17 protein-coding genes are annotated in these 23,377 nt (G+C 56.1%); 13 read left to right on the top strand and 4 right to left on the bottom strand.

Annotated features, from left to right (window positions below):
- Positions 1–19: 19 nt before the first annotated feature.
- The 3 genes from ACN0UH_RS08220 to ACN0UH_RS08210 are packed head-to-tail and all read left to right on the top strand — an operon-like array spanning position 20 to position 5,787.
- Positions 20–1,210 carry an efflux RND transporter periplasmic adaptor subunit gene (locus ACN0UH_RS08220; RefSeq protein WP_417661593.1) on the top strand — a complete coding sequence of 397 codons (1,191 nt, stop codon included), beginning with the start codon at positions 20–22 and terminating at the stop codon, positions 1,208–1,210.
- Between the two features lie 12 nt (positions 1,211–1,222).
- Positions 1,223–4,360, top strand: coding sequence for an efflux RND transporter permease subunit (locus tag ACN0UH_RS08215; RefSeq protein WP_417661592.1), 3,138 nt, complete (start codon positions 1,223–1,225; stop codon positions 4,358–4,360).
- Positions 4,357–5,787 carry an efflux transporter outer membrane subunit gene (locus ACN0UH_RS08210; protein WP_417661591.1) on the top strand — a complete coding sequence of 477 codons (1,431 nt, stop codon included), beginning with the start codon at positions 4,357–4,359 and terminating at the stop codon, positions 5,785–5,787. The genes ACN0UH_RS08215 and ACN0UH_RS08210 overlap by 4 nt, the downstream gene beginning before the upstream one ends.
- Before the next feature lie 26 nt (positions 5,788–5,813).
- Here the strand turns inward: ACN0UH_RS08210 and ACN0UH_RS08205 are convergent, their stop codons facing one another.
- Complete coding sequence (locus ACN0UH_RS08205; protein WP_417661687.1) at positions 5,814–6,404, bottom strand: NAD(P)H-dependent oxidoreductase; 591 nt, start codon at positions 6,402–6,404, stop codon at positions 5,814–5,816.
- 171 nt (positions 6,405–6,575) lie between these two features.
- Between ACN0UH_RS08205 and ACN0UH_RS08200 the strand changes: the two genes are divergently transcribed.
- From ACN0UH_RS08200 to ACN0UH_RS08160, 9 genes are all read left to right on the top strand, one after another.
- Positions 6,576–6,884 carry a putative quinol monooxygenase gene (locus ACN0UH_RS08200; RefSeq protein ID WP_417661590.1) on the top strand — a complete coding sequence of 103 codons (309 nt, stop codon included), beginning with the start codon at positions 6,576–6,578 and terminating at the stop codon, positions 6,882–6,884.
- 119 nt (positions 6,885–7,003) lie between these two features.
- Positions 7,004–7,594, top strand: a complete 591-nt coding sequence (gene betI / locus ACN0UH_RS08195) for a transcriptional regulator BetI (RefSeq protein WP_417661589.1) — start codon at positions 7,004–7,006, stop codon at positions 7,592–7,594.
- A gap of 292 nt (positions 7,595–7,886) precedes the next feature.
- Complete coding sequence (gene betB / locus ACN0UH_RS08190; protein ID WP_417661588.1) at positions 7,887–9,359, top strand: betaine-aldehyde dehydrogenase; 1,473 nt, start codon at positions 7,887–7,889, stop codon at positions 9,357–9,359.
- Positions 9,360–9,492: 133 nt separating this feature from the next.
- Positions 9,493–11,193 carry a choline dehydrogenase gene (gene betA / locus ACN0UH_RS08185; RefSeq protein ID WP_417661587.1) on the top strand — a complete coding sequence of 567 codons (1,701 nt, stop codon included), beginning with the start codon at positions 9,493–9,495 and terminating at the stop codon, positions 11,191–11,193.
- 241 nt (positions 11,194–11,434) lie between these two features.
- Entirely contained in the window at positions 11,435–12,856 is a 1,422-nt protein-coding gene (gene mdtD / locus ACN0UH_RS08180) for a multidrug transporter subunit MdtD (protein WP_417661586.1), read from the top strand.
- Between the two features lie 243 nt (positions 12,857–13,099).
- A complete protein-coding gene (dbpA, locus tag ACN0UH_RS08175; protein WP_417661585.1) occupies positions 13,100–14,479 on the top strand; it encodes an ATP-dependent RNA helicase DbpA in 1,380 nt (459 codons plus the stop codon).
- A gap of 99 nt (positions 14,480–14,578) precedes the next feature.
- Positions 14,579–15,040: a DUF302 domain-containing protein gene (locus ACN0UH_RS08170; protein WP_417661584.1), complete on the top strand. Its 462-nt coding sequence runs from the start codon at positions 14,579–14,581 to the stop codon at positions 15,038–15,040.
- A gap of 33 nt (positions 15,041–15,073) precedes the next feature.
- Positions 15,074–16,294, top strand: a complete 1,221-nt coding sequence (locus ACN0UH_RS08165) for an NAD(P)/FAD-dependent oxidoreductase (RefSeq protein ID WP_417661583.1) — start codon at positions 15,074–15,076, stop codon at positions 16,292–16,294.
- A 141-nt stretch (positions 16,295–16,435) separates the two neighbouring features.
- Positions 16,436–18,283 (top strand): SLC13 family permease, encoded by a 1,848-nt coding sequence (locus ACN0UH_RS08160; RefSeq protein WP_417661582.1) that lies wholly within the window; start codon positions 16,436–16,438, stop codon positions 18,281–18,283.
- Positions 18,284–18,313: 30 nt separating this feature from the next.
- Here ACN0UH_RS08160 and ald read toward each other — a convergent pair whose 3' ends face one another.
- From ald to ACN0UH_RS08145, 3 genes are all read right to left on the bottom strand, one after another.
- Complete coding sequence (gene ald, locus ACN0UH_RS08155; protein WP_417661581.1) at positions 18,314–19,435, bottom strand: alanine dehydrogenase; 1,122 nt, start codon at positions 19,433–19,435, stop codon at positions 18,314–18,316.
- Positions 19,436–19,687: 252 nt separating this feature from the next.
- Positions 19,688–20,368 carry a glutathione S-transferase N-terminal domain-containing protein gene (locus ACN0UH_RS08150; RefSeq protein WP_417661580.1) on the bottom strand — a complete coding sequence of 227 codons (681 nt, stop codon included), beginning with the start codon at positions 20,366–20,368 and terminating at the stop codon, positions 19,688–19,690.
- Between the two features lie 50 nt (positions 20,369–20,418).
- Positions 20,419–20,952 carry a TetR/AcrR family transcriptional regulator gene (locus ACN0UH_RS08145; protein ID WP_417661579.1) on the bottom strand — a complete coding sequence of 178 codons (534 nt, stop codon included), beginning with the start codon at positions 20,950–20,952 and terminating at the stop codon, positions 20,419–20,421.
- 216 nt (positions 20,953–21,168) lie between these two features.
- Here ACN0UH_RS08145 and yccS point away from each other — a divergent pair, with 216 nt between their 5' ends.
- A complete protein-coding gene (gene yccS, locus ACN0UH_RS08140) occupies positions 21,169–23,349 on the top strand; it encodes a YccS family putative transporter (RefSeq protein WP_417661578.1) in 2,181 nt (726 codons plus the stop codon).
- The last annotated feature ends 28 nt before the right edge of the window (positions 23,350–23,377 follow it).

Below are 23,377 nucleotides of genomic sequence, written 5' to 3'. Positions count from 1 at the left end.
TCGTAATGGAGAGCAGGGCATGCAAGGCTTCTTTAAACCCTTACTGATTGGCTCAATGGCTGCATTGAGTCTTGTGTTAGCCGGCTGCAACGAAACCAGCGCTCCAACAGAGAAAAAACCACAACAGGTTGGCATAGTCACCCTCAAAGCCAAACGCTTCGAGCAAACAGTCGAGTTGCCAGGTCGCACCACGGCATTACGTGTCGCCGAGGTCCGACCGCAGGTTGACGGCATCATCCTCAAGCGCCTGTTCGAAGAAGGCCATGATGTAAAAGCTGGGCAATTGCTCTACCAGATCGACCCGGCCACTTATCAAGCCACGCTAAAGAGCGCCGAGGCAACGCTGGCTTCAGCCAGGGCCAAAGCCAAACGCTATGAGTTACTGGTCGCCAGCCAAGCGGTGAGCCGACAAGATTACGAAGCCGCCCGCGCAGCAAGCCTTGAAGCTGAAGCGGCGGCGGACCAAGCCCGGATCAACCTGCGCTACAGCAAGATCACCGCCCCCATCAGCGGTCGCATCGGACGCTCCGCGATCACCGAAGGTGCGCTGGTGACCAATGGCCAAAGCACTGCTCTTGCCACAATCAAACAATATGATCCGATTTACGTAGACGTTACCCAGTCGGTCAAAGACCAATTGGCACTGCGCACAGCCATCGCGGCCGGAGAACTCGACAAGGCAGGTACAAACCAGGCGCAAGCCCGACTGATACTTCCGGACGGCAGTGAATATCAGCACACCGGCACGCTGCAGTTTTCCGAAGTTTCAGTTGATGAAACAACCGGCTCGGTCACCTTGCGCGCAGTATTCCCTAACCCCGACCATATTCTGCTGCCTGGAATGTTCGTGCATACAAAGCTGATCAGCGGCGTGCGCAAACAGGCGATTCTCGCCCCACAGCAAGGCATTACCCGTGACCACAAAGGCGAGCCTGTTGCCATGCTGGTGGATGCCGACAACAAAGTGGAGCTGCGCTCGATTACGACCCACAGCACTTCCGGCAGCAACTGGCTGGTTACCGCCGGGCTCAATGATGGCGACCGTTTGATCACTGAAGGCCTGCAGTACGTTTTGCCTGGCGACAAGGTCCAACCGGTACCGGCGCAGAACATTAAAGCCAAGGCCGAAGCCGACGCCGAGCCGGAAGCCGAGATCGAGACAGAAGTAGACCCCGCTACCCTTCCGGCAAATGCCGCTGACCCTCAATAAGGAGCGGTACGCATGTCTCGTTTTTTTATCGACCGGCCGATCTTTGCCTGGGTCATTGCGCTGATGATCATGCTGGTCGGCAGTCTGGCCATTCTTAATCTTCCGATCAATCAATACCCCAGCATCGCAGCACCCGCCATCGGCATCAGAGTCACCTACCCCGGCGCCTCTGCGCAAACCGTGCAAGACACTGTTGCCCAGGTGATCGAGCAGCAACTCAACGGCCTCGACAACCTGCGCTATATCTCCTCGGAAAGTAACTCAGATGGCACCATGACCATCACGGTAACCTTTGATCAGGGCACCGATGCCGATACCGCGCAGGTGCAAGTGCAGAACAAACTGCAACTGGCAACACCGTTACTGCCGCAAGAGGTGCAGCAACAAGGGATTCGTGTCACCAAGGCGGTGCGTAACTTCCTGATGATTGTCGGTGTGGTATCGACAGATGGCAGCATGGACCGCGACGATCTCGCCGACTACATCGTCTCCAATATTCAAGACCCGCTACTGCGGGCCAAAGGCGTGGGTGACTTCCAGATTTTTGGTGCGCAGTACGCCATGCGCATCTGGCTCAGCCCGGAAAAGCTTAACAACTACCAACTCACGCCAGTGGATGTCAAAACCGCCATTCAAGCGCAGAACGTGCAGATTTCTTCCGGCCAGTTTGGTCAATTACCGGCCCAGAATGGCCAGCAACTGAATGCGACGATTATTGGCAAAACCCGGCTGCAAACTCCGGAACAATTCAAAAACATCCTGATCAAGGTTAACGCTGATGGCTCACAGGTTCGTCTTGGCGATATTGCCAAGGTTGAATTGGGCGGGGAAAACTACAGCACCTCGGCAGAATATAACGGTAAACAAGCCGCGGGCATGGCGATCAGGCTGGCCACTGACGCCAACGCGCTAGAGACCTCGGCAGCCATTCGCAGCACCCTCGAAGACCTCAAGCCCTACTTTCCGAAAGGCCTTGAAATCGTTTACCCCAACGACACGACCCCAGTAATTGCAGGCTCAATCAAAGAGGTGATTTTCACCCTGATGGAAGCCATCGTTCTGGTGTTCTGTGTGATGTACCTGTTCCTACAAAACTTCCGCGCCACGCTGATCCCAACCCTGGCCGTGCCGGTGGTTCTGCTCGGCACTTTCGCGGTGCTTGATGCATTCGGTTTCAGCATTAATACCCTGACCATGTTCGGCATGGTGCTGGCGATTGGCTTGCTGGTGGATGACGCCATCGTCGTGGTGGAAAACGTTGAGCGGGTGATGGCCGAAGATAAGCTTTCCCCGCTCGAAGCCACACGCAGATCCATGGGCCAGATCCAGGGTGCGCTGGTCGGCATTGCGCTGGTGTTGTCTGCTGTGTTTCTACCGATGGCGTTCTTCGGCGGCTCGACCGGGGTCATCTATCGCCAGTTTTCGATCACCATCGTTGCCGCCATGACCCTCTCGGTATTGGTTGCACTGATCTTCACTCCTGCGCTGTGCGCGACCCTGCTCAAACCGATCAAAGACGGCGAGGTCTACAGCAAGCGCGGCTTCTTCGGCTGGTTCAACAGAACCTTCGAGCGCGGTGTAAGCGGCTATGAGCGCAGCGTGGTCAGTATTCTCAAACACAAGCTGCCCTACCTCATCCTTTACGCACTGATTCTGTGCATCATTGCCTGGATGTTCAGCCGTATTCCCAGCGCGTTTCTGCCCGAGGAAGACCAAGGCTCGTTCTATGCTCAGGTGCAAACACCGTCAGGCTCCAGCATGGCACGGACCAAGGAAATCGTGGACCAGGTGCGTGATTACCTGCTCGATGAAGAAGGCGATATTGTCGAGTCGGTATTCAGTATCAGCGGCTTCAACTTTGCAGGTCGCGGGCAAAGCTCAGGCATGGCCTTTGTGACCTTGAAGCCCTGGGAAGACCGCCCCGGCGAGGCCAACAGCGTATTCAGCCTGGTGACTCGTGCGCAAGAGCGTTTTCGCTCAATCACCGATGCCATGGTGTTTGCCTTTGCCCCGCCCTCAATTCGTGAGTTGGGTAACTCCAGCGGCTTTGACATGTATTTACAAGACCGCGCTGGCGTAGGCCACGAGGTCATGACTGAAGCACGGGATCAATTGCTCAGGATGGCCCGCGAAAACCCGGCGCTCACCGGCGTGCGGGCCAACGGCCTGAAAGATGAGCCGCAATACCAACTGGAAATTGACGACGAGCGAGCGCGAGCGCTGGGCTTGAGCCTCAGCGACATCAACAACACACTGTCGATTGCCTGGGGCTCCAGCTACGTTAACGACTTCATCGACAAAGGGCGGGTAAAGAAAGTCTATCTGCAAGGTGAAGCCTCAGCACGCATGGCCCCCGAAGATTTGAACAAATGGTACGTGCGCAACAGCGACGGCAAAATGGTGCCTTTCAGCGCCTTTGCGGGCGGTAAATGGGTTTCCGGCTCACCAAAGCTACAGCGTTATAACGGTGTTTCAGCCATGGAAGTTCTCGGCGCACCTGCCGAGGGTTACAGCACCGGTGATGCCATGCAGGCCATGGAAGAAATGGCCGCCCAATTGCCTGTAGGCGTGGGCTATTCATGGACAGGCATATCCTATGAAGAACGGCTGTCTGGTTCACAGGCCCCCGCACTGTATGCCTTGTCGATGATCTTCGTGTTCCTGTGCCTCGCTGCACTCTATGAAAGCTGGACCATTCCGTTGGCAGTCTTGCTCGTGGTGCCGCTGGGGATAGTCGGTGCGCTGCTGGCCACCAGCATGCGCGGGCTATCCAATGATGTGTTCTTCCAGGTTGGCTTGCTCACAACCATTGGTCTGGTGGCGAAGAATGCCATTTTGATCATCGAGTTCGCCAAAGAACTCAACGACCAGGGTAAGGGCCTTGTAGAGGCCACGCTGGAAGCCTGTCGCATGCGCTTGCGACCGATCATCATGACCTCGCTGGCCTTTATCCTCGGCGTGGTGCCGCTGGCAATTTCCAGCGGTGCGGGTGCGGGCAGCCAGCATGCAATCGGCACAGGCGTTATCGGCGGCATGCTTAGCGCAACCCTGCTGGCAATATTCTGGGTACCGTTATTCTTTATCTTGGTTAGTTCCTGGTTTAAACCCAAAAAGCGTACAAAGACTGCGCAGGATGAGGTGCAGCCATGAATAAATTTACTCTGAGCCTGCTCAGCCTCGCACTGCTGAGTGGCTGCTCGATGAACCCGGAGTACAGCCAACCAGAGTCGCCGGTCGCTGCGGTTTACCCAAGCGCCGATGCTTATCCAGCACAAGGCACAACCGAGGCAGCACAGTTGCAGGAGTGGCGCAGTTTTTTCAAAGATCCGGCGCTGATCAAGCTGATCGAGCAATCGCTTAACAACAACCGAGACCTGCGCGTTGCGGCCTTGAATGTAGAGGCTTATCAGGCGCAATACCGCATTCAGCGGGCCGAACTGTTCCCTGAAGTAAATGCCAATGGCACTGGCACGCGCCAGCGCATACCGGAAGGCGTCAACCAGAACAGCGACTCAAGCATCAACAGCCAGTACAGCGCCACCTTGGGCGTCAGTGCCTGGGAGCTGGATTTCTTCGGCCGCTTGCGCAGCCTGAATCAGGCGGCGCTGGAGCAATATTTCGCCACCATCGAGGCGCAACAAAGTGTGCGCATCAGCCTGATCGCCAGCGTTGCCAATGCCTGGTTTACCTTGCAGGCCGACCGGCAACTGCTGCAACTGACAGAGCAAACGGTCAAGACCTACCAAGACAGCTATGACCTGACCAAGCGCAGCCTGGAAGCCGGAGCCGTTTCAGCGATTGTTCTGAGTCAGGCAAAAACCTCGCTCGATGGTGCCAAGGTAGTCTTGGCTCAATATCGTCGGCAAGTGGCGCAAGACCAAAACGCATTGATGTTATTGCTCGGTGGCAACCTGCCGCAAAACCTGCCAGCCAGCCCGAAACTCAACGACACTTTGCTTACGGAAATGCCGGCCGGCCTGCCCTCGCAACTGCTGCAACGGCGCCCGGATATTCTTCAAGCTGAGCACATGCTCAAAGCCGCCAATGCCAATATTGGTGCGGCGCGCGCAGCGTTCTTTCCCAGCATCAGCCTGACCGCCAACGCAGGCACAATGAGTTCGTCGCTGTCAGACTTGTTCAGTGGTGGCAGCGGCACCTGGCTGTTTCAGCCAGAAATCAATCTACCGATTTTCAACGCCGGACGCCTGAGTGCATCATTGGACGTGGCTGAAATCGAGAAGAACAGCCAAATCGCGCAATACGAAAAAGCCATCCAACTGGCCTTTCAAGAAGTGTCCGATGGTTTGACTGCTCGGCTGACCTACAAAGAACAGCTCGCAGCGCAGCAAGCATTACTCGATAGCACTCAGCAGTACTTCGACCTGGCGCAACAGCGCTATCGTGGCGGAGTCGACAGCTATTTGATCTTCCTCGATGCCCAGCGCCTGCTGTTTCAGGTGCGTCAGGACTTGATCAGCGATCGCCTCGCCCAACTCAGTAGCGAAGTAAACCTGTACAAAGCCTTGGGCGGTGGCTGGCAACCGGGGAGCGAACTCGCCGACGGGTCTGAACCCTGATCAACCACCAAGCTCGGGATTTGGGCTTACAACGACAGCGCAAACACATTAGCCAAGTGCTCGGCATAGCGTGCACGATCTTGTTCAATTGCCGGGGCCTTCATCACATCGTTACAGATGAAGGTCGGCAAGCCGCTCAGGCCCAGAAACTCGTTGGCCTTGTGAAACGGTAGATAGACCGCATCAACACCCTTGCCGGCGAAAAAGTCAGTCGGATCATCAAAAGCCTGAGTCGGCGCATTCCAAGTCAAGGACAGCATATATTGCTTGCCTTGCAGCAAACCGCCGCTGCCATACTTCTGCGAGCTGTCGGAACGGGTACGTCCATCATTGGCGTACAGGCTACCGTGCCCCTCGGTAAACACCTCATCGATGTACTTCTTGACCGTCCAGGGCGCGCCCATCCACCAACCCGGCATTTGATAGATGATTACGTCAGCCCAGAGAAACTTCTCAACCTCTTCCTGAATATCGTAACCATCATCGATACGAGTTGTTTTCAGCTCAAAACCTGCGTGATCAAGCACCTGCAACGCAGTCTCATGCATGGTGCTGTTATAGCGCCCCGCAGAATGCGCGAACTGTTTACCACCGTCGAGCAACAGAATTTTTTTCATGACGTTAGACATAGCAAAACACCCGGTAAGTTTTTAGTTGTGCGCAGTTTAGAGACCTTGAGCACAGCTAAAAATAGGCTGTTGGACAAATAACATTTGCTTAAAAGTCACGAATAAAACTGGTTTTACTGCTTTAAAGTGCACTCATCAATCATCCTCTGAGTGCGACTTATGACCCAGCCTTATGCCTTTATCCTCGACGCCTACACTCGCCCGGAACAGTCCGAGGCATTCGCTAGCCTGTTTCGCGGCTATATCGCAGCCAGTCGGGCTGAAAATGGCTGCATTGAGTACCACATGCTGCGCGACCCACTTGAGCCTACGCGCTTTACTTTTTACGAAGTCTGGCAGGATCAAGCCGCTTTCAATCGCCACATAGCCTTGCCACACATGCGTGAATTCCACGAGCAGCGCATGAATTACCTGAGCCGCGATCTGCAGGTCAGAATGATTGAGCCAGCGCTTGCTGAGCCTCTGTAATGAGCAACATGGACGGCTAAAGCCACAAGAGACCGAATCAGCAGCGCTAATATTGATTGATCGATCAACAAAAATGGCCCTAGACTGGGCGCCCTTATAAGCGCCTGTTGGAGTCTCAAATGCCCAAGGTCGGAATGCAGCCGATCCGTCGTTCCCAGTTGATCGCTGCGACCCTTGAAGCAGTTGATAAAGTTGGTATGAGCGACGCCAGTATTGCTTATATCGCCAAGCTGGCTGGGGTTTCCAATGGCATCATCAGCCATTACTTCAAAGATAAAAATGGCTTGCTCGAAGCCACCATGCGCCATTTGATGCTGGCGTTGAGCGACGCGGTTCGCGAGCGCCGCAGCGCCCTCAAGGACAACAGCCCACGGCACAACTTGCGCGCGATCATCGACGGTAACTTTGATCAAAGCCAGGTCAGCGGCCCGGCGATGAAAACCTGGCTGGCCTTCTGGGCCAGCAGCATGCATCAACCTTCGCTGCGACGCTTGCAGCGGGTCAACGACCACCGCTTGTACTCCAATCTCTGCGGGCAATTCCGTCGCGTATTGCCTCAAGAGCGTGCCCGCACCGCTGCACGCGGCCTGGCCTCGTTAATTGATGGCCTGTGGCTGCGAGGCGCACTGTCCGGCGAGGGTTTTGATACCGAAGAAGCGCTGAACATCGCCTACGATTATCTCGACATGCAACTTGGCGAAGCCATTTAACCGCGGCACCACACAACAGCGAAAATACGCACAAATCGCCACGCTGGCGGCACCTCTGACTAAGCGCTGAACAACCTCAAGGCTGCGGAAATCCTGTCGTTAACAGAGCGCTTTCGGTCGCCTGCAAGCTTTTTATTGATTGATCGTTCAATAAAAATAACGTAGCCTAATGGCATCATTTCCGGCCGTCATTGTGCAGTTGAACATGCACTGCTCAACCGCCGACCCATTCGACAAAAGCGCTTTAAGCCATTTGTCTGCCTTGCACAGAACAACCGAGAGAGGATTTTCCATGGCTCGATTCGAAGACCAGAAACTCTATATTGGTGGTCGCTACGTCGACTCCAGCAGCGCTTCAACATTCGAAAGCATCAACCCAGCCACCGGTGAAATCCTCGCCAATATTCAGCAAGCCAATCAGCAGGATGTAGATGACGCCGTTGCCAGCGCCAGCGCCGGGCAAAAAGTCTGGGCTGCCATGACGGCCATGCAACGCTCAAGAATTCTGCGCCGCGCAGTCGATATTCTGCGCGAGCGCAACGATGAGCTGGCCGCGCTGGAAACCCTCGACACAGGTAAACCTCTTTCCGAGACCCGCTTTGTCGATATCGTCACCGGCGCTGATGTGCTCGAGTACTACGCCGGTTTGATACCTGCGATTGAAGGCGAGCAAATACCGCTGCGCGACAGCTCATTCGTTTACACCCGCCGCGAGCCGCTGGGTGTAGTCGCAGGCATTGGCGCATGGAACTATCCAATCCAGATCGCCATGTGGAAATCCGCACCCGCATTGGCTGCCGGTAACGCGATGATTTTCAAGCCCAGTGAAGTCACTTCACTGAGCGCGGTAAAACTGGCGGAGATCTACACCGAAGCTGGCGTCCCAGCTGGCGTATTCAACGTGCTCACCGGTAGCGGTAGCACGGTTGGGCAGATGCTGACTGAGCACCCGGGCATCGCCAAAATCTCATTCACCGGCGGTACCACCACCGGCAAGAAGGTCATGGCCAGCGCCTCTAGCTCAACGCTGAAGGATGTAACCATGGAGTTGGGTGGCAAGTCTCCGCTGATCATCTTTGAAGACGCTGATCTCGACCGCGCAGCAGACATCGCGATGATGGCCAACTTCTACAGCTCGGGCCAGGTCTGCACCAACGGCACTCGGGTGTTTATCCCGCGCATGCTGCAGTCACGCTTTGAGAGCAAGATTGTCGAGCGCGTTAAACGTATCCGCATCGGCGATCCGCAGGACGAGAACACCAACTTTGGCCCGCTGGTCAGCCAAGCTCACATGCACAACGTGCTGCGCTACATCGAAACCGGTAAAGCCCAGGGCGCTCGTTTGCTCTGTGGCGGCGCACAACTCACCGACGGTGAGCTCGCCAAAGGCACTTACGTGGCACCAACAGTCTTCACCGACTGCCGCGATGACATGACCATCGCCCGTGAAGAGATCTTCGGCCCGGTCATGAGTATTTTGGTCTACGACACCGAAGATGAAGTGATACGTCGCGCCAACGATACCGATTACGGTCTGGCCGCCGGTCTTGTGACCCGCGACCTGAACCGTGCTCACCGGGTTATCCACAAGCTGGAAGCTGGTATTTGCTGGATCAATACCTGGGGCGAATCTGCCGCCGAAATGCCGGTTGGCGGTTACAAACAGTCCGGCGTAGGCCGTGAGAATGGCCTGAGCACATTGACCCACTACACGCGCATCAAGTCGGTTCAAGTTGAACTGGGCGATTACGCCTCGGTGTTCTAACCGCGAACGCAGCGGCCAACCAGCGCGTGACCAACACTCGTCAGCGCTGCAAGGCCCTGCAAAAGCCGTTTAGACAGATGCTGAAAGCAACGACCGAGCACGTCATGCAACCGCCGCAACGCAGGTACAGATCATGAAGCAAGAATTTGACTACATCATCATTGGTGCTGGCTCTGCCGGTAACGTGCTGGCCACCCGCCTGACCGAAGACAGCGATGTCAGCGTGCTGCTGCTCGAGGCTGGCGGCCCAGACTATCGCTTTGATTTCCGTACGCAAATGCCTGCTGCGCTGGCCTTCCCGCTGCAAGGCAAGCGCTATAACTGGGCATACGAAACCGACCCAGAACCGCACATGAATAACCGGCGCATGGAGTGTGGTCGCGGCAAAGGCCTGGGCGGCTCATCGCTGATCAACGGCATGTGCTACATCCGTGGCAATGCCATGGATTACGACGGCTGGGCGAAAAATGCCGGGCTCGAAGATTGGAGCTATCACGATTGCCTGCCGTATTTTCGCAAGGCCGAGAGCCGCGACATTGGCGCCAACGCCTATCATGGCGGCGACGGTCCGGTGAGCGTGTGCACCCCGAAAACCGGCAATAACCCATTATTCCACGCAATGATCGAAGCCGGTGTGCAGGCCGGTTATCCACGTACCGATGACCTCAATGGCTTTCAGCAAGAAGGCTTCGGTCCAATGGATCGTACTGTCACGCCAAAGGGACGCCGCGCCAGCACCGCTCGCGGTTATCTGGATCAAGCCCGGGGGCGCAGCAATCTAACCATAGTTACTCATGCCCTGACTGATCGCATCTTGTTCAGCGACAAACGCGCAACGGGCGTGGCTTATTTACGGGGCGACAGCAACACGCCGGTCGAGGTTACTGCCCGTCGTGAGGTGTTGCTTTGCAGCGGCGCGATTGCCTCACCGCAAATTCTCCAACGTTCAGGCGTTGGCCCGGCAGAGCTACTCAAGGAACTGGATATTCCTGTGGTCCACGACCTGCCCGGCGTAGGCGAAAACCTGCAAGACCACTTGGAAATGTATTTGCAGTACAGCTGCAAACAACCGGTGTCGCTCTACCCCGCCTTAAAGTGGTGGAACCAGCCGGGCATTGGTGCCAAATGGATGTTCATGGGCAACGGCGTCGGTGCCAGCAACCAGTTTGAGGCTGGCGGCTTTATTCGCTCGCGGGAAGAGTTTGAGTGGCCAAATATTCAATATCACTTCTTGCCCGTGGCGATTAACTACAACGGCAGCAATGCGGTCAGCGAGCATGGTTTCCAGGCTCATGTGGGTTCCATGCGTTCACCGAGCCGTGGCCGTGTGCGCGCCAAGTCCAAAGACCCGCGCCAGCACCCAAGCATCCTGTTCAACTACATGGCGCACGAGCAAGACTGGCAAGAGTTCCGCGATGGTATCCGCATTACTCGCGAGATCATGGCGCAGGTTGCGCTTGACCCTTATCGTGGCCGCGAGATCAGCCCAGGCGTCGATGTCACCAGCGACGAACAGCTCGATAACTTTATCCGCGAACATGCCGAAACCGCCTTCCACCCTTCATGCTCATGCAAGATGGGTGAAGACGAGATGGCCGTGGTTGACGGTCAGGGCCGAGTGCATGGTCTACAAGGTCTGCGCGTGGTCGATGCCTCGATCATGCCACTGATCACCACCGGCAATCTCAATGCGCCGACCATCATGATGGCCGAGAAAATCGCAGATAAAATTCGCGGGCGCGAGCCATTACCACGTAGCACGGCCCCGTACTATGTCGCCAATGGCGCAGCGGTTCGCGGGCCTGCCATGCGCGCATCTGCAACCGCGCGATAAGCCTTGCAAACAGTAGGGTGGATAACGCTTTTTTATCCACCTTCTGCCGCAATGAGCATTCGGTTTTTGGTTAGTCGTTAATGGGCGTTGGTGCTTGAACCTTGGTGGGCAAGCTTCGCGTTGCCACACCCTACTTGCTGCTCCCACGTCATCAGCCAAACCTTCTAATCCGCTGCATTGCTCAGCAGGGCTTTACAGATTGCATTACAGTTGTAGGGGTTTGCTGTGACTGAGGTTCACTATGCTGCCGCTTGACGCACGCACCGCCCGCCTGTTGCCCTGGATTGTTGCCATCGCGTTTTTTATGCAGACGCTGGACGGCACCATTCTCAATACTGCCCTGCCGAGCATGGCCCATGATCTGGCCGAAGACCCGTTGCGCATGCAATCGGTGGTGATCGCCTACATGCTGACCGTGGCCCTGTTGATTCCGGCATCTGGCTGGATTGCCGATCGCTTTGGCACCCGGCGAATTTTCTTTGGCGCAATCTTGTTATTCAGCCTCGGTTCGCTGCTGTGCGCACTTTCGCAATCACTCAATATGCTGATCGGAGCCCGGATAATTCAGGGCCTGGGCGGCGCCTTGATGATGCCAGTCGGGCGCTTGGTGGTGCTTCGCGCGTATCCGCGTAGCGATCTAGTGCGGATCATGAGTTTCATCACCCTGCCCGGCCTGCTCGGCCCGTTAATTGGCCCGACACTGGGTGGCTGGCTGGTTGAATACACCAGCTGGCACTGGATATTCTTGATCAATCTGCCGGTGGGCGCCCTGGGTTGCTGGGCAGCATTCAAGCTGATGCCTGACCTGCGCGGGCCGCAGCGTACTCGCTTTGATGCCATCGGCTTTGCCTTGTTCGGTGCCTCGATGGTGTTGATCACCATCGCCCTTGAAGGTCTGGGTGAGTTGGGCATGGCGCATGTGCGGGTGATGCTGCTGTTGCTTGGCGGCCTGGCTTGCCTCGCGGCGTATTGGCTACGCGCTGGACGCACGGAAAACGCGTTGTTCTCGCCCAAATTGTTTAACACCCGCACCTTCGCCGTCGGGATTCTGGGCAATATGTTCGCTCGCTTAGGCAGTGGTTCATTGCCATTTTTGACGCCGTTATTGCTGCAACTGGCCATGGGTTATTCACCCTCGCAAGCGGGCATGAGCATGATCCCGCTGGCACTCGCGGCGATGCTCATGAAGCCGCTGGCCAAACCGCTGATTGATCGCCTCGGTTATCGGCGCATTCTCACCGGCAACACCTTGCTGCTTGGTGCGCTGATCGCCAGCATGGCCTTGGTTGATGCGAATAGCTCACCGGTGCAACTGATCATTCAGCTGTCACTCATCGGCGCCTTCAACTCATTGCAGTTCACCGCGATGAATACCGTCACCTTGATCGATCTGCGTGATGACGAGGCGAGCAGCGGCAACGGGTTGCTATCTGTTGTGGTGCAACTGTCGATGAGCATCGGGATTGCTGCCGCAGCGGCACTTTTGAGCGGGTTCACCGCAGAAAGCAAAGGCGATCCCGATGCTGTTGTGTGGGCGTTCCAGGCCACTTATTTGTGCATCGGTTTGCTCTCGATGTTCGCGGCCGCGATCTTTCTACAACTCTCCCCGGCGGAAGGCCGCAGCCCGAGACGGGCCAACCCTGAAGCGGACCCGCACGACTAAGAAGTCTCTGCTGCGAGCTGGCTAGACTTCGGGAAGTTCTTCCTTGGCTCAAGATATCCGTTACAAGCTGCTGTTGCGTGCAGGAATGCGCGCAGATACAAGGTTACCGACGAAGCATAGGCGCCGACTTGAAAGAGTTTCAGGCAACATCGGCTATTTTCAAGCGCTTCGGTCGGCCCGACCACAGTGCTGGGCGCTGCACCTGTTACACTGCGCGCCATTTCGTTTTTGCAGGTCTGTACCGTGACTAACACCGCCTTTTCATCTTTGCCACTTTCGCCCGCCATGCTGGCGAATCTCGAGTCGCTCGGCTATGCGCAGATGACCCCGATTCAAGCGCAAAGCCTGCCGGTGATACTCAAGGGCATGGACCTGATTGCCCAAGCCAAAACCGGCAGTGGTAAAACCGCCGCCTTTGGTATTGGCCTGCTCAACCCACTTAACCCGCGATTCTTTGGTTGCCAGGCGCTGGTGATGTGCCCAACTCGCGAACTGGCCGACCAAGTGGCCAAAGAGATTCGTCGCCTGGCGCGCGGCGCCGACAACATCAAGGTTCTGACCCTGTGCGGCGGCGTACCCTTTGGCCCGCAGATTGGCTCGCTGGAGCACGGCGCACAGATCATCGTCGGCACACCGGGTCGCATTCAACAGCACCTGGCAAAAGGCACCTTAAAGCTCGACGGTCTCAATACACTGATCCTCGACGAAGCCGATCGCATGCTCGACATGGGCTTCTACGACAGCATCGCCGAGATCATCGGCCACACCCCTGACCGCCGCCAGACACTGCTGTTCTCGGCCACCTACCCGAGTGCTATCAAGCAGTTGTCGGCCTCGTTTATGCGCGACCCGCAGCGGGTAAAAGCCGAAGCCATGCACGATGACACCCAAATCGAGCAGCGCTTCTATGAAATATCCCCCGAGGAACGCATGGACGCCGTGGTCAAGGTGCTGGCCAGCGCTCGCCCAGAATCGGCCGTGGCCTTCTGCTTCACCAAACAACAATGCCAGGAAGTGGTTGATCATCTAGCTGCCAACGGCATTTCCGCAGGCGCGCTTAATGGCGATCTTGAGCAACGTGATCGCGATCAAGTGCTGGCGATGTTTGCTAACCGCAGCCTTAGCGTTTTAGTGGCAACCGATGTCGCGGCGCGCGGCCTGGATATTGACGCCCTCGACATGGTGATCAACGTTGAGCTGGCGCGAGATTCTGAAACTCATATTCACCGCGTTGGCCGTACCGGTCGCGCAGGAGCCAAAGGCGTTGCCGTAAGCCTTGTTGCACCGCCTGAAGCGCACCGCGCCCAAGCCATTGAAAAACTCCAGCAAGGTGCCCTGAACTGGCATCCGCTGAGCAGCCTCAAGCCCATGGCTGGTGACCCGCTGCAGCCGCCGATGATTACCTTGTGCATTGGCGCCGGGCGCAAAGACAAATTGCGCCCCGGTGACATTCTCGGCGCCCTGACTGGCGACGCAGGCATTCCCGGTACTCAGGTCGGTAAGATCGCTATTTTTGACTTCCAGGCTTACGTGGCGGTCGAGCGCAGTGTTGCCAAGCAGGCACTCAAGCGTCTTAGCGATGGCAAGATCAAAGGCCGCAGCCTGCGGGTTCGCGCGCTTTAAACCTGTTGTTTCAGCGCTTACCAGTCGAGCGCTGAAACAAAACAACCACGGCTTGCTCTATTACCTTGATGGACTCTTTAATCAAGGCAGGAGCAGCAGGTGAATTCGCGCAAATTATTTACAACCTTGATGCTGATGGCTGTCAGCTCGATGAGCGCTGCAGCCGACGGTCTGGTTACGCTTAAAAGCCCCTACAACGTCAGCAAAACGATGCAACGCGTCGAACATGCAGTCGGCAGCCGTGAGCTGACTGTCTTTGCCAAGGTCGATCATGCCGCCGGTGCAGCAAAAGTCGGCATGCCCCTGCGTCCAACCCAGTTGCTGATATTCGGCAACCCCAAAGGCGGCACACCGCTGATGGAGTGCGCACAGACCTCAGCAATCGACTTACCACTCAAAGTACTGGTCTGGCAGGACGCATCCGAACAAGTTTGGATCGGTTACAACGATCCGGCGTATATCGGCGCGCGCCACGGTGCCAGCGACTGTCCGGTAATTGGCAAGCTACAAACTGTTCTGCAGGCCATTGCCAATGAGACTGTCGCACCTCAAACACCGTGATCCAGTGATACGCGCATAGCGCCTTCGGGTAATATGCGCGCACTGTGTGTCTGGGTTGAGGAAGCTGCTGTGCTCGCTGCAAATGTTGTCATCATCGGTGCCGGTGCAGCCGGCCTTATGTGCGCCCTGACCGCTGCTGGCCGTGGCCGCAGCGTGCTGCTGCTCGACCACGCCAACAAAGCGGGCAAGAAAATCCTTATGTCTGGCGGCGGGCGCTGCAATTTCACCAATATGTATTGCGAGCCGAGCAACTTTCTTTCCGGCAACCCGCACTTCTGCAAATCAGCCTTGGCGCGCTACAGCCAGTGGGACTTCATCGGTTTAGTTGCCAAACATGGCGTGCCCTATCACGAGAAGAAACTTGGTCAGTTGTTTTGCGACAACAAGTCCAGCGACATTCTGCAAATGCTTTTGTCTGAGTGCGAAGCGGTAGGCGTTGATCTACGCCTTGAGACCTCAGTCAAAACCATCAGCAAGCAGGAACAAGGCTACAGCCTCGAAACCTCTATCGGCAGCGTCCAATGCCAATCGTTGGTTATCGCCACTGGCGGCCTTTCCATCCCGACTTTAGGCGCCACTGGTTTTGGTTATCAGGTCGCCAAGCAGTTTGGTCATGAGCTGCTGCCAACCCGCGCTGGCCTGGTGCCGTTCACCATTACTGACCCCCAACTCAAAACCCTGTGCACGGAATTGTCTGGCACTTCGGTTGAAGATTGTCTGGTCAGTTGCAATGGCACCAGCTTCCGCGAAAACATCCTATTCACCCACCGTGGCCTGAGTGGCCCGGCGATTTTACAAATATCCTCGTATTGGCAACCCGGCGACCGCATAACAATCGACTTGTTGCCGCATATTGATTTACCCCAATGGCTGTCCACGCAGCAGGGCGAACGCCCCAACAGCGAGCTTAAAACCCTGCTCGCGGAACTCTTCACCAAGAAGATGGCGGGGTTGCTCGCCGACAACTGGTTTGTCTCGAAACCAATGAAGCAGTACAGCCCGAACGAGCTTAAAGCCATTGCCGAGGCGCTATCAGATTGGCAATTAGTGCCAGCTGGCACTGAAGGTTATCGCACGGCAGAAGTCACCCTGGGCGGGATCGACACACGTGAAGTCTCATCAAAAACCCTTGAGTCACTGAAATCGCCCGGTCTTTACTTCATTGGTGAAGTGCTGGATGTCACCGGCCATCTCGGCGGTTTTAACTTCCAGTGGGCCTGGGCGTCTGGTTATGCGGCAGCACAATACACATAGTCGCCTTTTTCAGAGACTCCCTAAATAATCCAAGCAGCATGGAACTGCTGTTTAGCTGCGCAATCTGCTTTAGTAGATAGAGTATTTGTAGCACGAGTGTCTCGCTGACAGCTGTCCGACCTGAACAGGATTGATCGCTACATGACTCAAGACCAAGGATTGATCTTTGCCATTCTCGCCATAACCATGGGCCTATTCATCTGGGGGCGCTGGCGACACGACATCGTCGCACTCGGCGCCCTGTTAGCCTGCGTTATCTGCGGCCTGGTACCCGACAGAGACGCCTTTGCAGGCTTTGGTCATCCGGCAGTAATCACCGTGGCCTGTGTGCTGGTGCTCAGCTACGGGCTGCAGATTACCGGCGCGGTTGATGCACTGGCGCAGCGGGTGATACCCAGCAAAGCCGGGCCAATGCTAACGATGACGGCACTAACGTGTTTAGGCGCCTTGCTGTCGGCCTTTATGAATAACGTCGGTGCCTTGGCGCTGCTGATGCCAATAGCCTTGCAGGTTGCCAACAAGCAATCGATACCGCCGGGGCGAGTTCTGATGCCGCTGGCCTTCGGTACCATTCTTGGCGGTATGACCACCTTGATCGGCACACCGCCTAACTTGATTGTCTCCAGCTTCCGCGCCAAAACCGATGCTGGCCCGTTTGCCATGTTTGATTTCAGCATGGTCGGGGTCCCCGTTGCGCTGATCGGCATTGCCTTTATCCTGCTGATTGGCTGGAGACTGGTGCCTAAACGCCAGGTCGGTAACGCGGCAAGTTTCGAAACCGGTACTTATCTCACCGAAGCGCGCGTGATCAAAGGCGGCAAGGCCATTGGCCAAAGCATTCGCGAAGTCGAGCAATCGCTGGAGGAAGCTGATGCACAAATTGTGGCAATGGTGCGCAACAAAATGCGCTTATCAGCCCCCAACCCACGGCGGGTGCTTGAGATTGATGATGTGCTGGTCATTGAGGCTGAACCCGAGTCACTAGGCAGCGTGTTGAGCAATCTTGGACTGACGCTGGAAGCCAGCGACTCAGCCAAAAAGAACAAAGAAGCCGATCCCAAGAACGAGCGCGAACCAGGCGAGGACAAAGATAAAGCCGACGCGACTGAGCCAGACAAAAAGGACAATGGTGAAGCCAGCGTACTGCAAGAACTGCTGGTCAGACCCGATGCCCAACTGATCGGCCGCACTGCCAGTGGCACGCGACTGCGCAGCCGTTACTCGATCAATCTGTTAGCCATTTCCAGACAAAGCCACCGTTCAATCAAACGCCTGCGCTCGACGCAAATCCAAAGCGCTGATGTATTGCTGATGCAGGGCACGCTGGAAGATATTGCCGAGTTCGCGGCTGACTATGGCTGCGTCCCACTGGCTGATCGCGCAATCAGCATTCCCAACCCGGGTCAGGCGGGGTTGGCAATTGGCGTGATGATAGTCGCAATCGCCTTGTCTGCGTTCGGCCTGTTGTCTGCGGCGGTCGCTTTCGCCTGCGGCGTGCTGGTCTATATGGTGATGCGCGTAGTGCCTTTACGCTCGTTCTACGAGTCTATCGACTGGCCAGTGATTGTCTTGCTTGGCGCCTTGATTCCCGTAGCAGGGGCCATGTCATCAACGGGAGCAGCTGATTTGCTGGCTCGCCTGTTGATGGAGAACATTGCCCAAGGGCAACCTATCGTGGTGTTGACGGTGCTGCTTATAGTCACCATGACTCTTTCAGACTTTATGAACAACGCCGCCACCGCCGCCGTGATGTGCCCGATTGCGCTCAGTTTGGCGACTCAGCTTGAGGTCAACTCAGACCCCTTACTGATGGCGGTGGCCATTGGCGCATCGTGTTCCTTCCTGACCCCAATCGGACACCAGAACAACACCTTGATTCTCAGCCCGGGTGGTTTTCGCTTCGGTGATTACTGGCGACTCGGCTTACCACTGGAAATTGTCGTGGTATTGGTCAGCGTGCCGATGTTGTTATGGGCCTGGCCGCTGTAACGACCAAGCCACATAGCCAAGTTGCTTAATTCAGAGGTGCTCAAGCACGCTGGAGGCCGAGTGATATTCCAGGCCATGCGCTTCTGCCACACTGGCACAGGTAATTACGCCTTTGGAGACACTTAGACCGTTGCACAGATGCGGGTTCTCCTGAAGGGCGCGGCGCGTACCTTTTTGCGCCAGCTCGATCACGAAAGGCAGGGTCGCGTTATTGAGCGCCAGCGTCGAAGTACGCGCAACAGCACCGGGCATATTGGCCACGCAGTAATGCACCACATCATCGACCACATAAGTCGGATCTGCGTGGGTGGTGGCTTTTGATGTTTCAGCACAGCCGCCCTGATCAATGGCCACATCCACCAGCACGGCACCCGGCTGCATCTGCTTGACCATCTCGGCACTGATCAATTTCGGTGCCGCAGCACCCGGAATCAGCACCCCACCGATCACCAGATCCGCCGCCAGAATCTGCTCGCGCAAGGTCGATCCCGTCGAATAAAGAGTGGTAATGCGGTTACCGTATAGCGAATCGAGTCTGCGCAGCGCATCGACGCTTTTATCCAGCACCGTGACATCCGCGCCAAGGCCAACCGCCATAGCCAGGCCATGACTGCCAACCACGCCACCGCCAAGTATCACGACCTTACCTGGCGCAACCCCAGGCACGCCACCGAGTAAAACACCGCGACCGCCCTTGGCTTTTTCCAAGCAATTAGCACCCGCTTGGATCGACATACGCCCTGCAACCTCAGACATCGGCGCCAGCAGGGGCAAACGTCCGTGAGCATCGGTCACGGTTTCATAGGCAACGCAGGTGGCTCCACCGGCCATTAAATCATCGGTTTGCGCACGGTCCGGTGCCAAATGCAGGTAAGTAAATAGTGTGTGTTCCGGGCGGAGCCGGGCACGTTCTTCCGCCAGTGGTTCTTTGACCTTGATGATCAACTGCGAATCGTCAAACAGCGACTCAACGCTGGTCATTATTTGCGCACCAGCAGCGACATAATCGGCATCGCTAAAACCAATTGCAGTTCCGGCCTGGGTTTCGACCAGCAACTCATGCCCCAAGGCTGTCAATTCAGCCACTGAATGGGGAGTCAGGCCGACACGGTATTCATGGTTCTTGATTTCTTTGGGTACGCCAATACGCATAGCCACCTCCTGAAGGGGGTCTAGTGAGTCGATATCGTGCACTTTAAGTTTAGAGAACCTGAGGCTTGAGCCAGTCTGAATTAACGATCGATTTCAGTTAAAACACCTGAAACCTGCATTTATTCAGTACGAAATGAGTAAGCAAAGCGGCAGTAAAGACGGCGCTTGTCCTGCCTGTCAGGACAGGCGCCGTTCACAAAAGAGGAGTCTGAGCAAGTATTACAGATCACTCACAGCGTCTGCTTGCGCACCTCAAGCGGCACGCTTTACCCCCCCAAACTGAGCTTCGTACTGTTTCAGGATTCTCTGGAACCAAGCATCAACTGCAGACCCCGACGTCCATGGCTGCTCGCCCAGACACCATGCCCAGAAGAACAAACCGGCGACTAGATAATCAGTGCCCGCAGGCTGCTCACCATCCAGATACGGCTGAGTCTTGAGCCAGGTTTCCAGCGGGGCGACAACCACAGCAAATGAATCCAACCCGACTTGCCTGTCGGCAAAGGCTTCGAGGGTCATGCCAAGGGCTTTTTCACGGCTGCTGCGAAAGTAATCTTTATCCGCATCATCAATTGCTGCGTACACACGCGGCACCAACAGTTTCAGCAAGGGCATGCGCACTGCAGTAAAAATCAGTTTTTCCAGCAGACGCGCGCGACTCGCAGCAAGTGAGTCACCCAATAGGGTTTTCTCAGGATAGGTGGCGTCCAGATACTCGAAAATCGCAACACTGTCGTTCACCACTTTTTCACCATCGCGGATCACCGGGACCAAGCCTTGGCCCGAACACGCCAGCGGCTCTTTGTCGGTAAATCGCAGAGGATTGGCAGTAAATGGCAGGCCCTTGTGTGCCAACGCCAAGCGAACCCGCCAGCAATACGGCGAAAATAAAACCTCTGGATCAGCACCGCGTAGTTCGAATAGCTCCAGCATGACGTTCTCCTTTGTTAAGGACCGATCAGTCCATATTTTGCTAAAAAAATTTACCTTAACTGGTTCATCACCTGATCAACAGTGAACACAATCCGCTGCGCCGGCAAACCCGACTTCACTTGCGTGCGCAAACCACTGATCACACATTGCAGATAAAACCCCAAGGCTTCGGTATCCGCCTGAGCATTCAACTCGCCCATGGCTTGTGCACGCTTGAGCGCAGCGCTCAGCACTTGAGAAAAGCCTTCTGTGGCCTGTTTCGTCAGGCTCAGAATGTGGGGCTGGCTCAGGGAAAACTCATTGGCCACATTCACCAGCATGCACCCGCGCGGTATGCCGTCCAGCCCCTCGTCATCAAGCACACCGAGCAAACGGCTGCGTATATAGTCGAGTGGCGAGCTGGATTGCTCCAGCAACTCAAGCAACATCTGCTGGCGATTGCGGCAATAACGCGCAAAAGCGGCTTCAAACCAGGCCAGCTTGCTGGGATAGGTTTGATAGAGGCTGCTCTTCGACAAACCAGTAGCCGCGAGCAGGTCTTGCAGCGACGTGGCTTCATAGCCACGCTGCCAAAACACCTGCATGGCATTTTCCAGGGCTTGCTCAGGGCAAAATGATTTGGGGCGTCCGCGATTCATCCTTGCATTTAGAACCGATCAGTCCCAAATATCAAGTTCAGCTTATTGCAGACACCCATTTGCGCCTGCCAGCCACTCCATCTGTGCATGTATCGCTTGAGCTGTAGCACTCGTCATAACTGATCCGTTAATCTGCAAGCACTCATGCAGCAAGGCCAGCCGATGACTCGCCCTTCCTTTCGCCAATCTTTGCGCCGCCTTTGGGCATTGGACAAGTTCAGCTATAGCTTGCGAGTGTTTATCGCGCTAAGTGGCAGCTTGATCATGTGCTGGTCGCAAGACCAGATGCACGCGCTGATTCCACTGTTTCTCGGGGTTATCGCCAGCGCCCTGGCCGAAACCGATGACAGCTGGCAAGGCCGCTTGACCGCACTCCTGGTGACCCTCTGTTGTTTCAGTGCCGCCGCAGTGACCGTTGAATGGGTCTTTGGTTACCCTTGGTTATTCGCTGTGGCACTTGCCGTCTCGGCCTTCTCGCTGACCATGCTTGGCGCACTGGGTGAGCGCTATGCAACGCTCGGTTCGGCGACACTGATTCTGGCGATCTACAGCATGATCGGCGTCGAGCAACGCGGCGGCACCAGTGGCTCGGTTCTGCAACCCTTGCTCTTGGTTGCGGGCGCAGCATGGTATGGGTTGCTCTCAGTAATCTGGCACGCGATATTCTCCAATCAACCAGTGCAACTGAGCTTGGCCAAGCTATTTCGAGAGCTGGGACGCTACCTGAAACTCAAGGCAGCGCTGTTCGAGCCATTGCGCCAACTTGATGTTGAAGAACGCAGGCTGGCGCTGGCCAAACAAAACGGTCAAGTAGTCGCCGCGCTCAATGCCACCAAGGAAATACTCCTACACCGAGTGGGAAGCGCGCGCGCCGGGCGCAAGGTCAGCCGCTACTTAAAGCTGTATTTTCTGGCACAGGATATTCATGAACGCGCCAGCTCATCGCACTATCCCTACAACGAATTAGCCGAAGCGTTTTTCCACAGCGATGTGATGTTTCGCTGCCAGCGCCTATTGCGGCTGCATGGCGAGGCCTGCGAACGACTGGCTGAAGCGGTCGAGTTGCGCCAACCCTTTATGTTTCGCGAACTGTGCAGCCAGGCGCTGACTGACTTGCACGACTCGCTCGAATACCTGCAACAGCAAACCAACCCGCCGCGCCGGCATTTGCTGCGCTCGCTCAATGCGCTGGCCAATAACCTCGGCACGCTGGACAACCTGTTCAGCAATGCCAGCAACCCCGATGCACTGGCCGACGAGCAAGACAGCAGCCTGCTTGACCGTGAACCACAGTCGTTCAAAGACGTGCTTAACCGCTTCCGTGCTCAGCTCACGCCCAGCTCATTTCTATTTCGCCACGCCTTACGTTTAGCGGTTGCCCTGACCGTTGGTTATGCAGTGCTCAACTGGATTCACCCGGCGCAAGGCTACTGGATATTGCTGACGACGGTGTTTGTCTGCCAACCCAACTATGGCGCAACGCGGCGCAAGTTGGTGCAGCGTATTAGTGGCACCGTGCTCGGTTTGCTGATTGGCTGGGCATTGTTTGACCTGTTTCCAAACGCACTGATCCAATCACTGTTTGCGGTGGCCGCTGGCGTTGCCTTCTTCGCCACGCGGACCAGTCGCTACACGGTGGCAACCGCTGCGATCACCCTGCTGGTGTTGTTCTGCTTCAACCAGGTTGGCAACGGCTACGGGCTGTTTATTCCGCGCCTGGTCGATACCTTGATTGGTAGTTTGATTGCAGGTTTAGCGGTGTTCCTGATTCTGCCGGACTGGCAAGGTCGCAGCCTTAACCGCATGGTCGCCACGACCCTGAGCTGCAACAGCACTTATCTACGACAGATCATTCAGCAATATGCACAGGGTAAACGTGACGACCTCAGTTACCGGCTGGCTCGGCGCAATGCCCATAACGCCGACGCTGCCCTGTCGACCACGCTGGCCAACATGCTGATGGAACCGGGGCACTTTCGCAAAGAGTCCGACATAGGTTTTCGTTTTCTGGTGCTGTCGCACACGCTGCTCAGCTACCTGTCCGGCTTAGGTGCGCACCGTGGCGAGATTAAGTTGGATGAAACCCAGCAGCACCTGCTAACCAGTGCCGAGCAACTGGCTGCCAGCCTTGATGAAATTGCCAAGGGTTTGAGTGAGAAGTCTGGGGTGGCGATTCACAGCGACGCCGAAGAAAAGCTTGCGCTTGAGCTGGAACAAATCCCTGATGAACTAGATGACCAGCAGCGTTTGGTGCAAACCCAGCTAGCCCTGATCAGCCAGCAGCTTGGGCCGCTACGCACGGCCTCGGCGCACTTGCTTAAAGGCGTCAAAGCCCCAAGTTAAGGATGCTGCGAGACCGCATTCACTGGCA

Origin of the sequence: Pseudomonas sp. (assembly GCF_048265905.1) — a bacterium.
Lineage (GTDB): Bacteria > Pseudomonadota > Gammaproteobacteria > Pseudomonadales > Pseudomonadaceae > Aquipseudomonas.
This window is presented reverse-complemented; position numbering and strand designations above follow the sequence as displayed.

Coding starts and splice junctions, on each gene's coding strand:
- ACN0UH_RS08220 (WP_417661593.1), top strand. CDS start 20: ATGCAAGGCTTCTTTAAACCCTTACTGATTGGCTCAATGGCTGCATTG.
- ACN0UH_RS08215 (WP_417661592.1), top strand. CDS start 1,223: ATGTCTCGTTTTTTTATCGACCGGCCGATCTTTGCCTGGGTCATTGCG.
- ACN0UH_RS08210 (WP_417661591.1), top strand. CDS start 4,357: ATGAATAAATTTACTCTGAGCCTGCTCAGCCTCGCACTGCTGAGTGGC.
- ACN0UH_RS08205 (WP_417661687.1), bottom strand. CDS start 6,404: ATGAAAAAAATTCTGTTGCTCGACGGTGGTAAACAGTTCGCGCATTCT.
- ACN0UH_RS08200 (WP_417661590.1), top strand. CDS start 6,576: ATGACCCAGCCTTATGCCTTTATCCTCGACGCCTACACTCGCCCGGAA.
- betI (WP_417661589.1), top strand. CDS start 7,004: ATGCCCAAGGTCGGAATGCAGCCGATCCGTCGTTCCCAGTTGATCGCT.
- betB (WP_417661588.1), top strand. CDS start 7,887: ATGGCTCGATTCGAAGACCAGAAACTCTATATTGGTGGTCGCTACGTC.
- betA (WP_417661587.1), top strand. CDS start 9,493: ATGAAGCAAGAATTTGACTACATCATCATTGGTGCTGGCTCTGCCGGT.
- mdtD (WP_417661586.1), top strand. CDS start 11,435: ATGCTGCCGCTTGACGCACGCACCGCCCGCCTGTTGCCCTGGATTGTT.
- ACN0UH_RS08165 (WP_417661583.1), top strand. CDS start 15,074: ATGCGCGCACTGTGTGTCTGGGTTGAGGAAGCTGCTGTGCTCGCTGCA.
- ACN0UH_RS08160 (WP_417661582.1), top strand. CDS start 16,436: ATGACTCAAGACCAAGGATTGATCTTTGCCATTCTCGCCATAACCATG.
- ald (WP_417661581.1), bottom strand. CDS start 19,435: ATGCGTATTGGCGTACCCAAAGAAATCAAGAACCATGAATACCGTGTC.
- ACN0UH_RS08150 (WP_417661580.1), bottom strand. CDS start 20,368: ATGCTGGAGCTATTCGAACTACGCGGTGCTGATCCAGAGGTTTTATTT.
- ACN0UH_RS08145 (WP_417661579.1), bottom strand. CDS start 20,952: ATGCAGGTGTTTTGGCAGCGTGGCTATGAAGCCACGTCGCTGCAAGAC.
- yccS (WP_417661578.1), top strand. CDS start 21,169: ATGACTCGCCCTTCCTTTCGCCAATCTTTGCGCCGCCTTTGGGCATTG.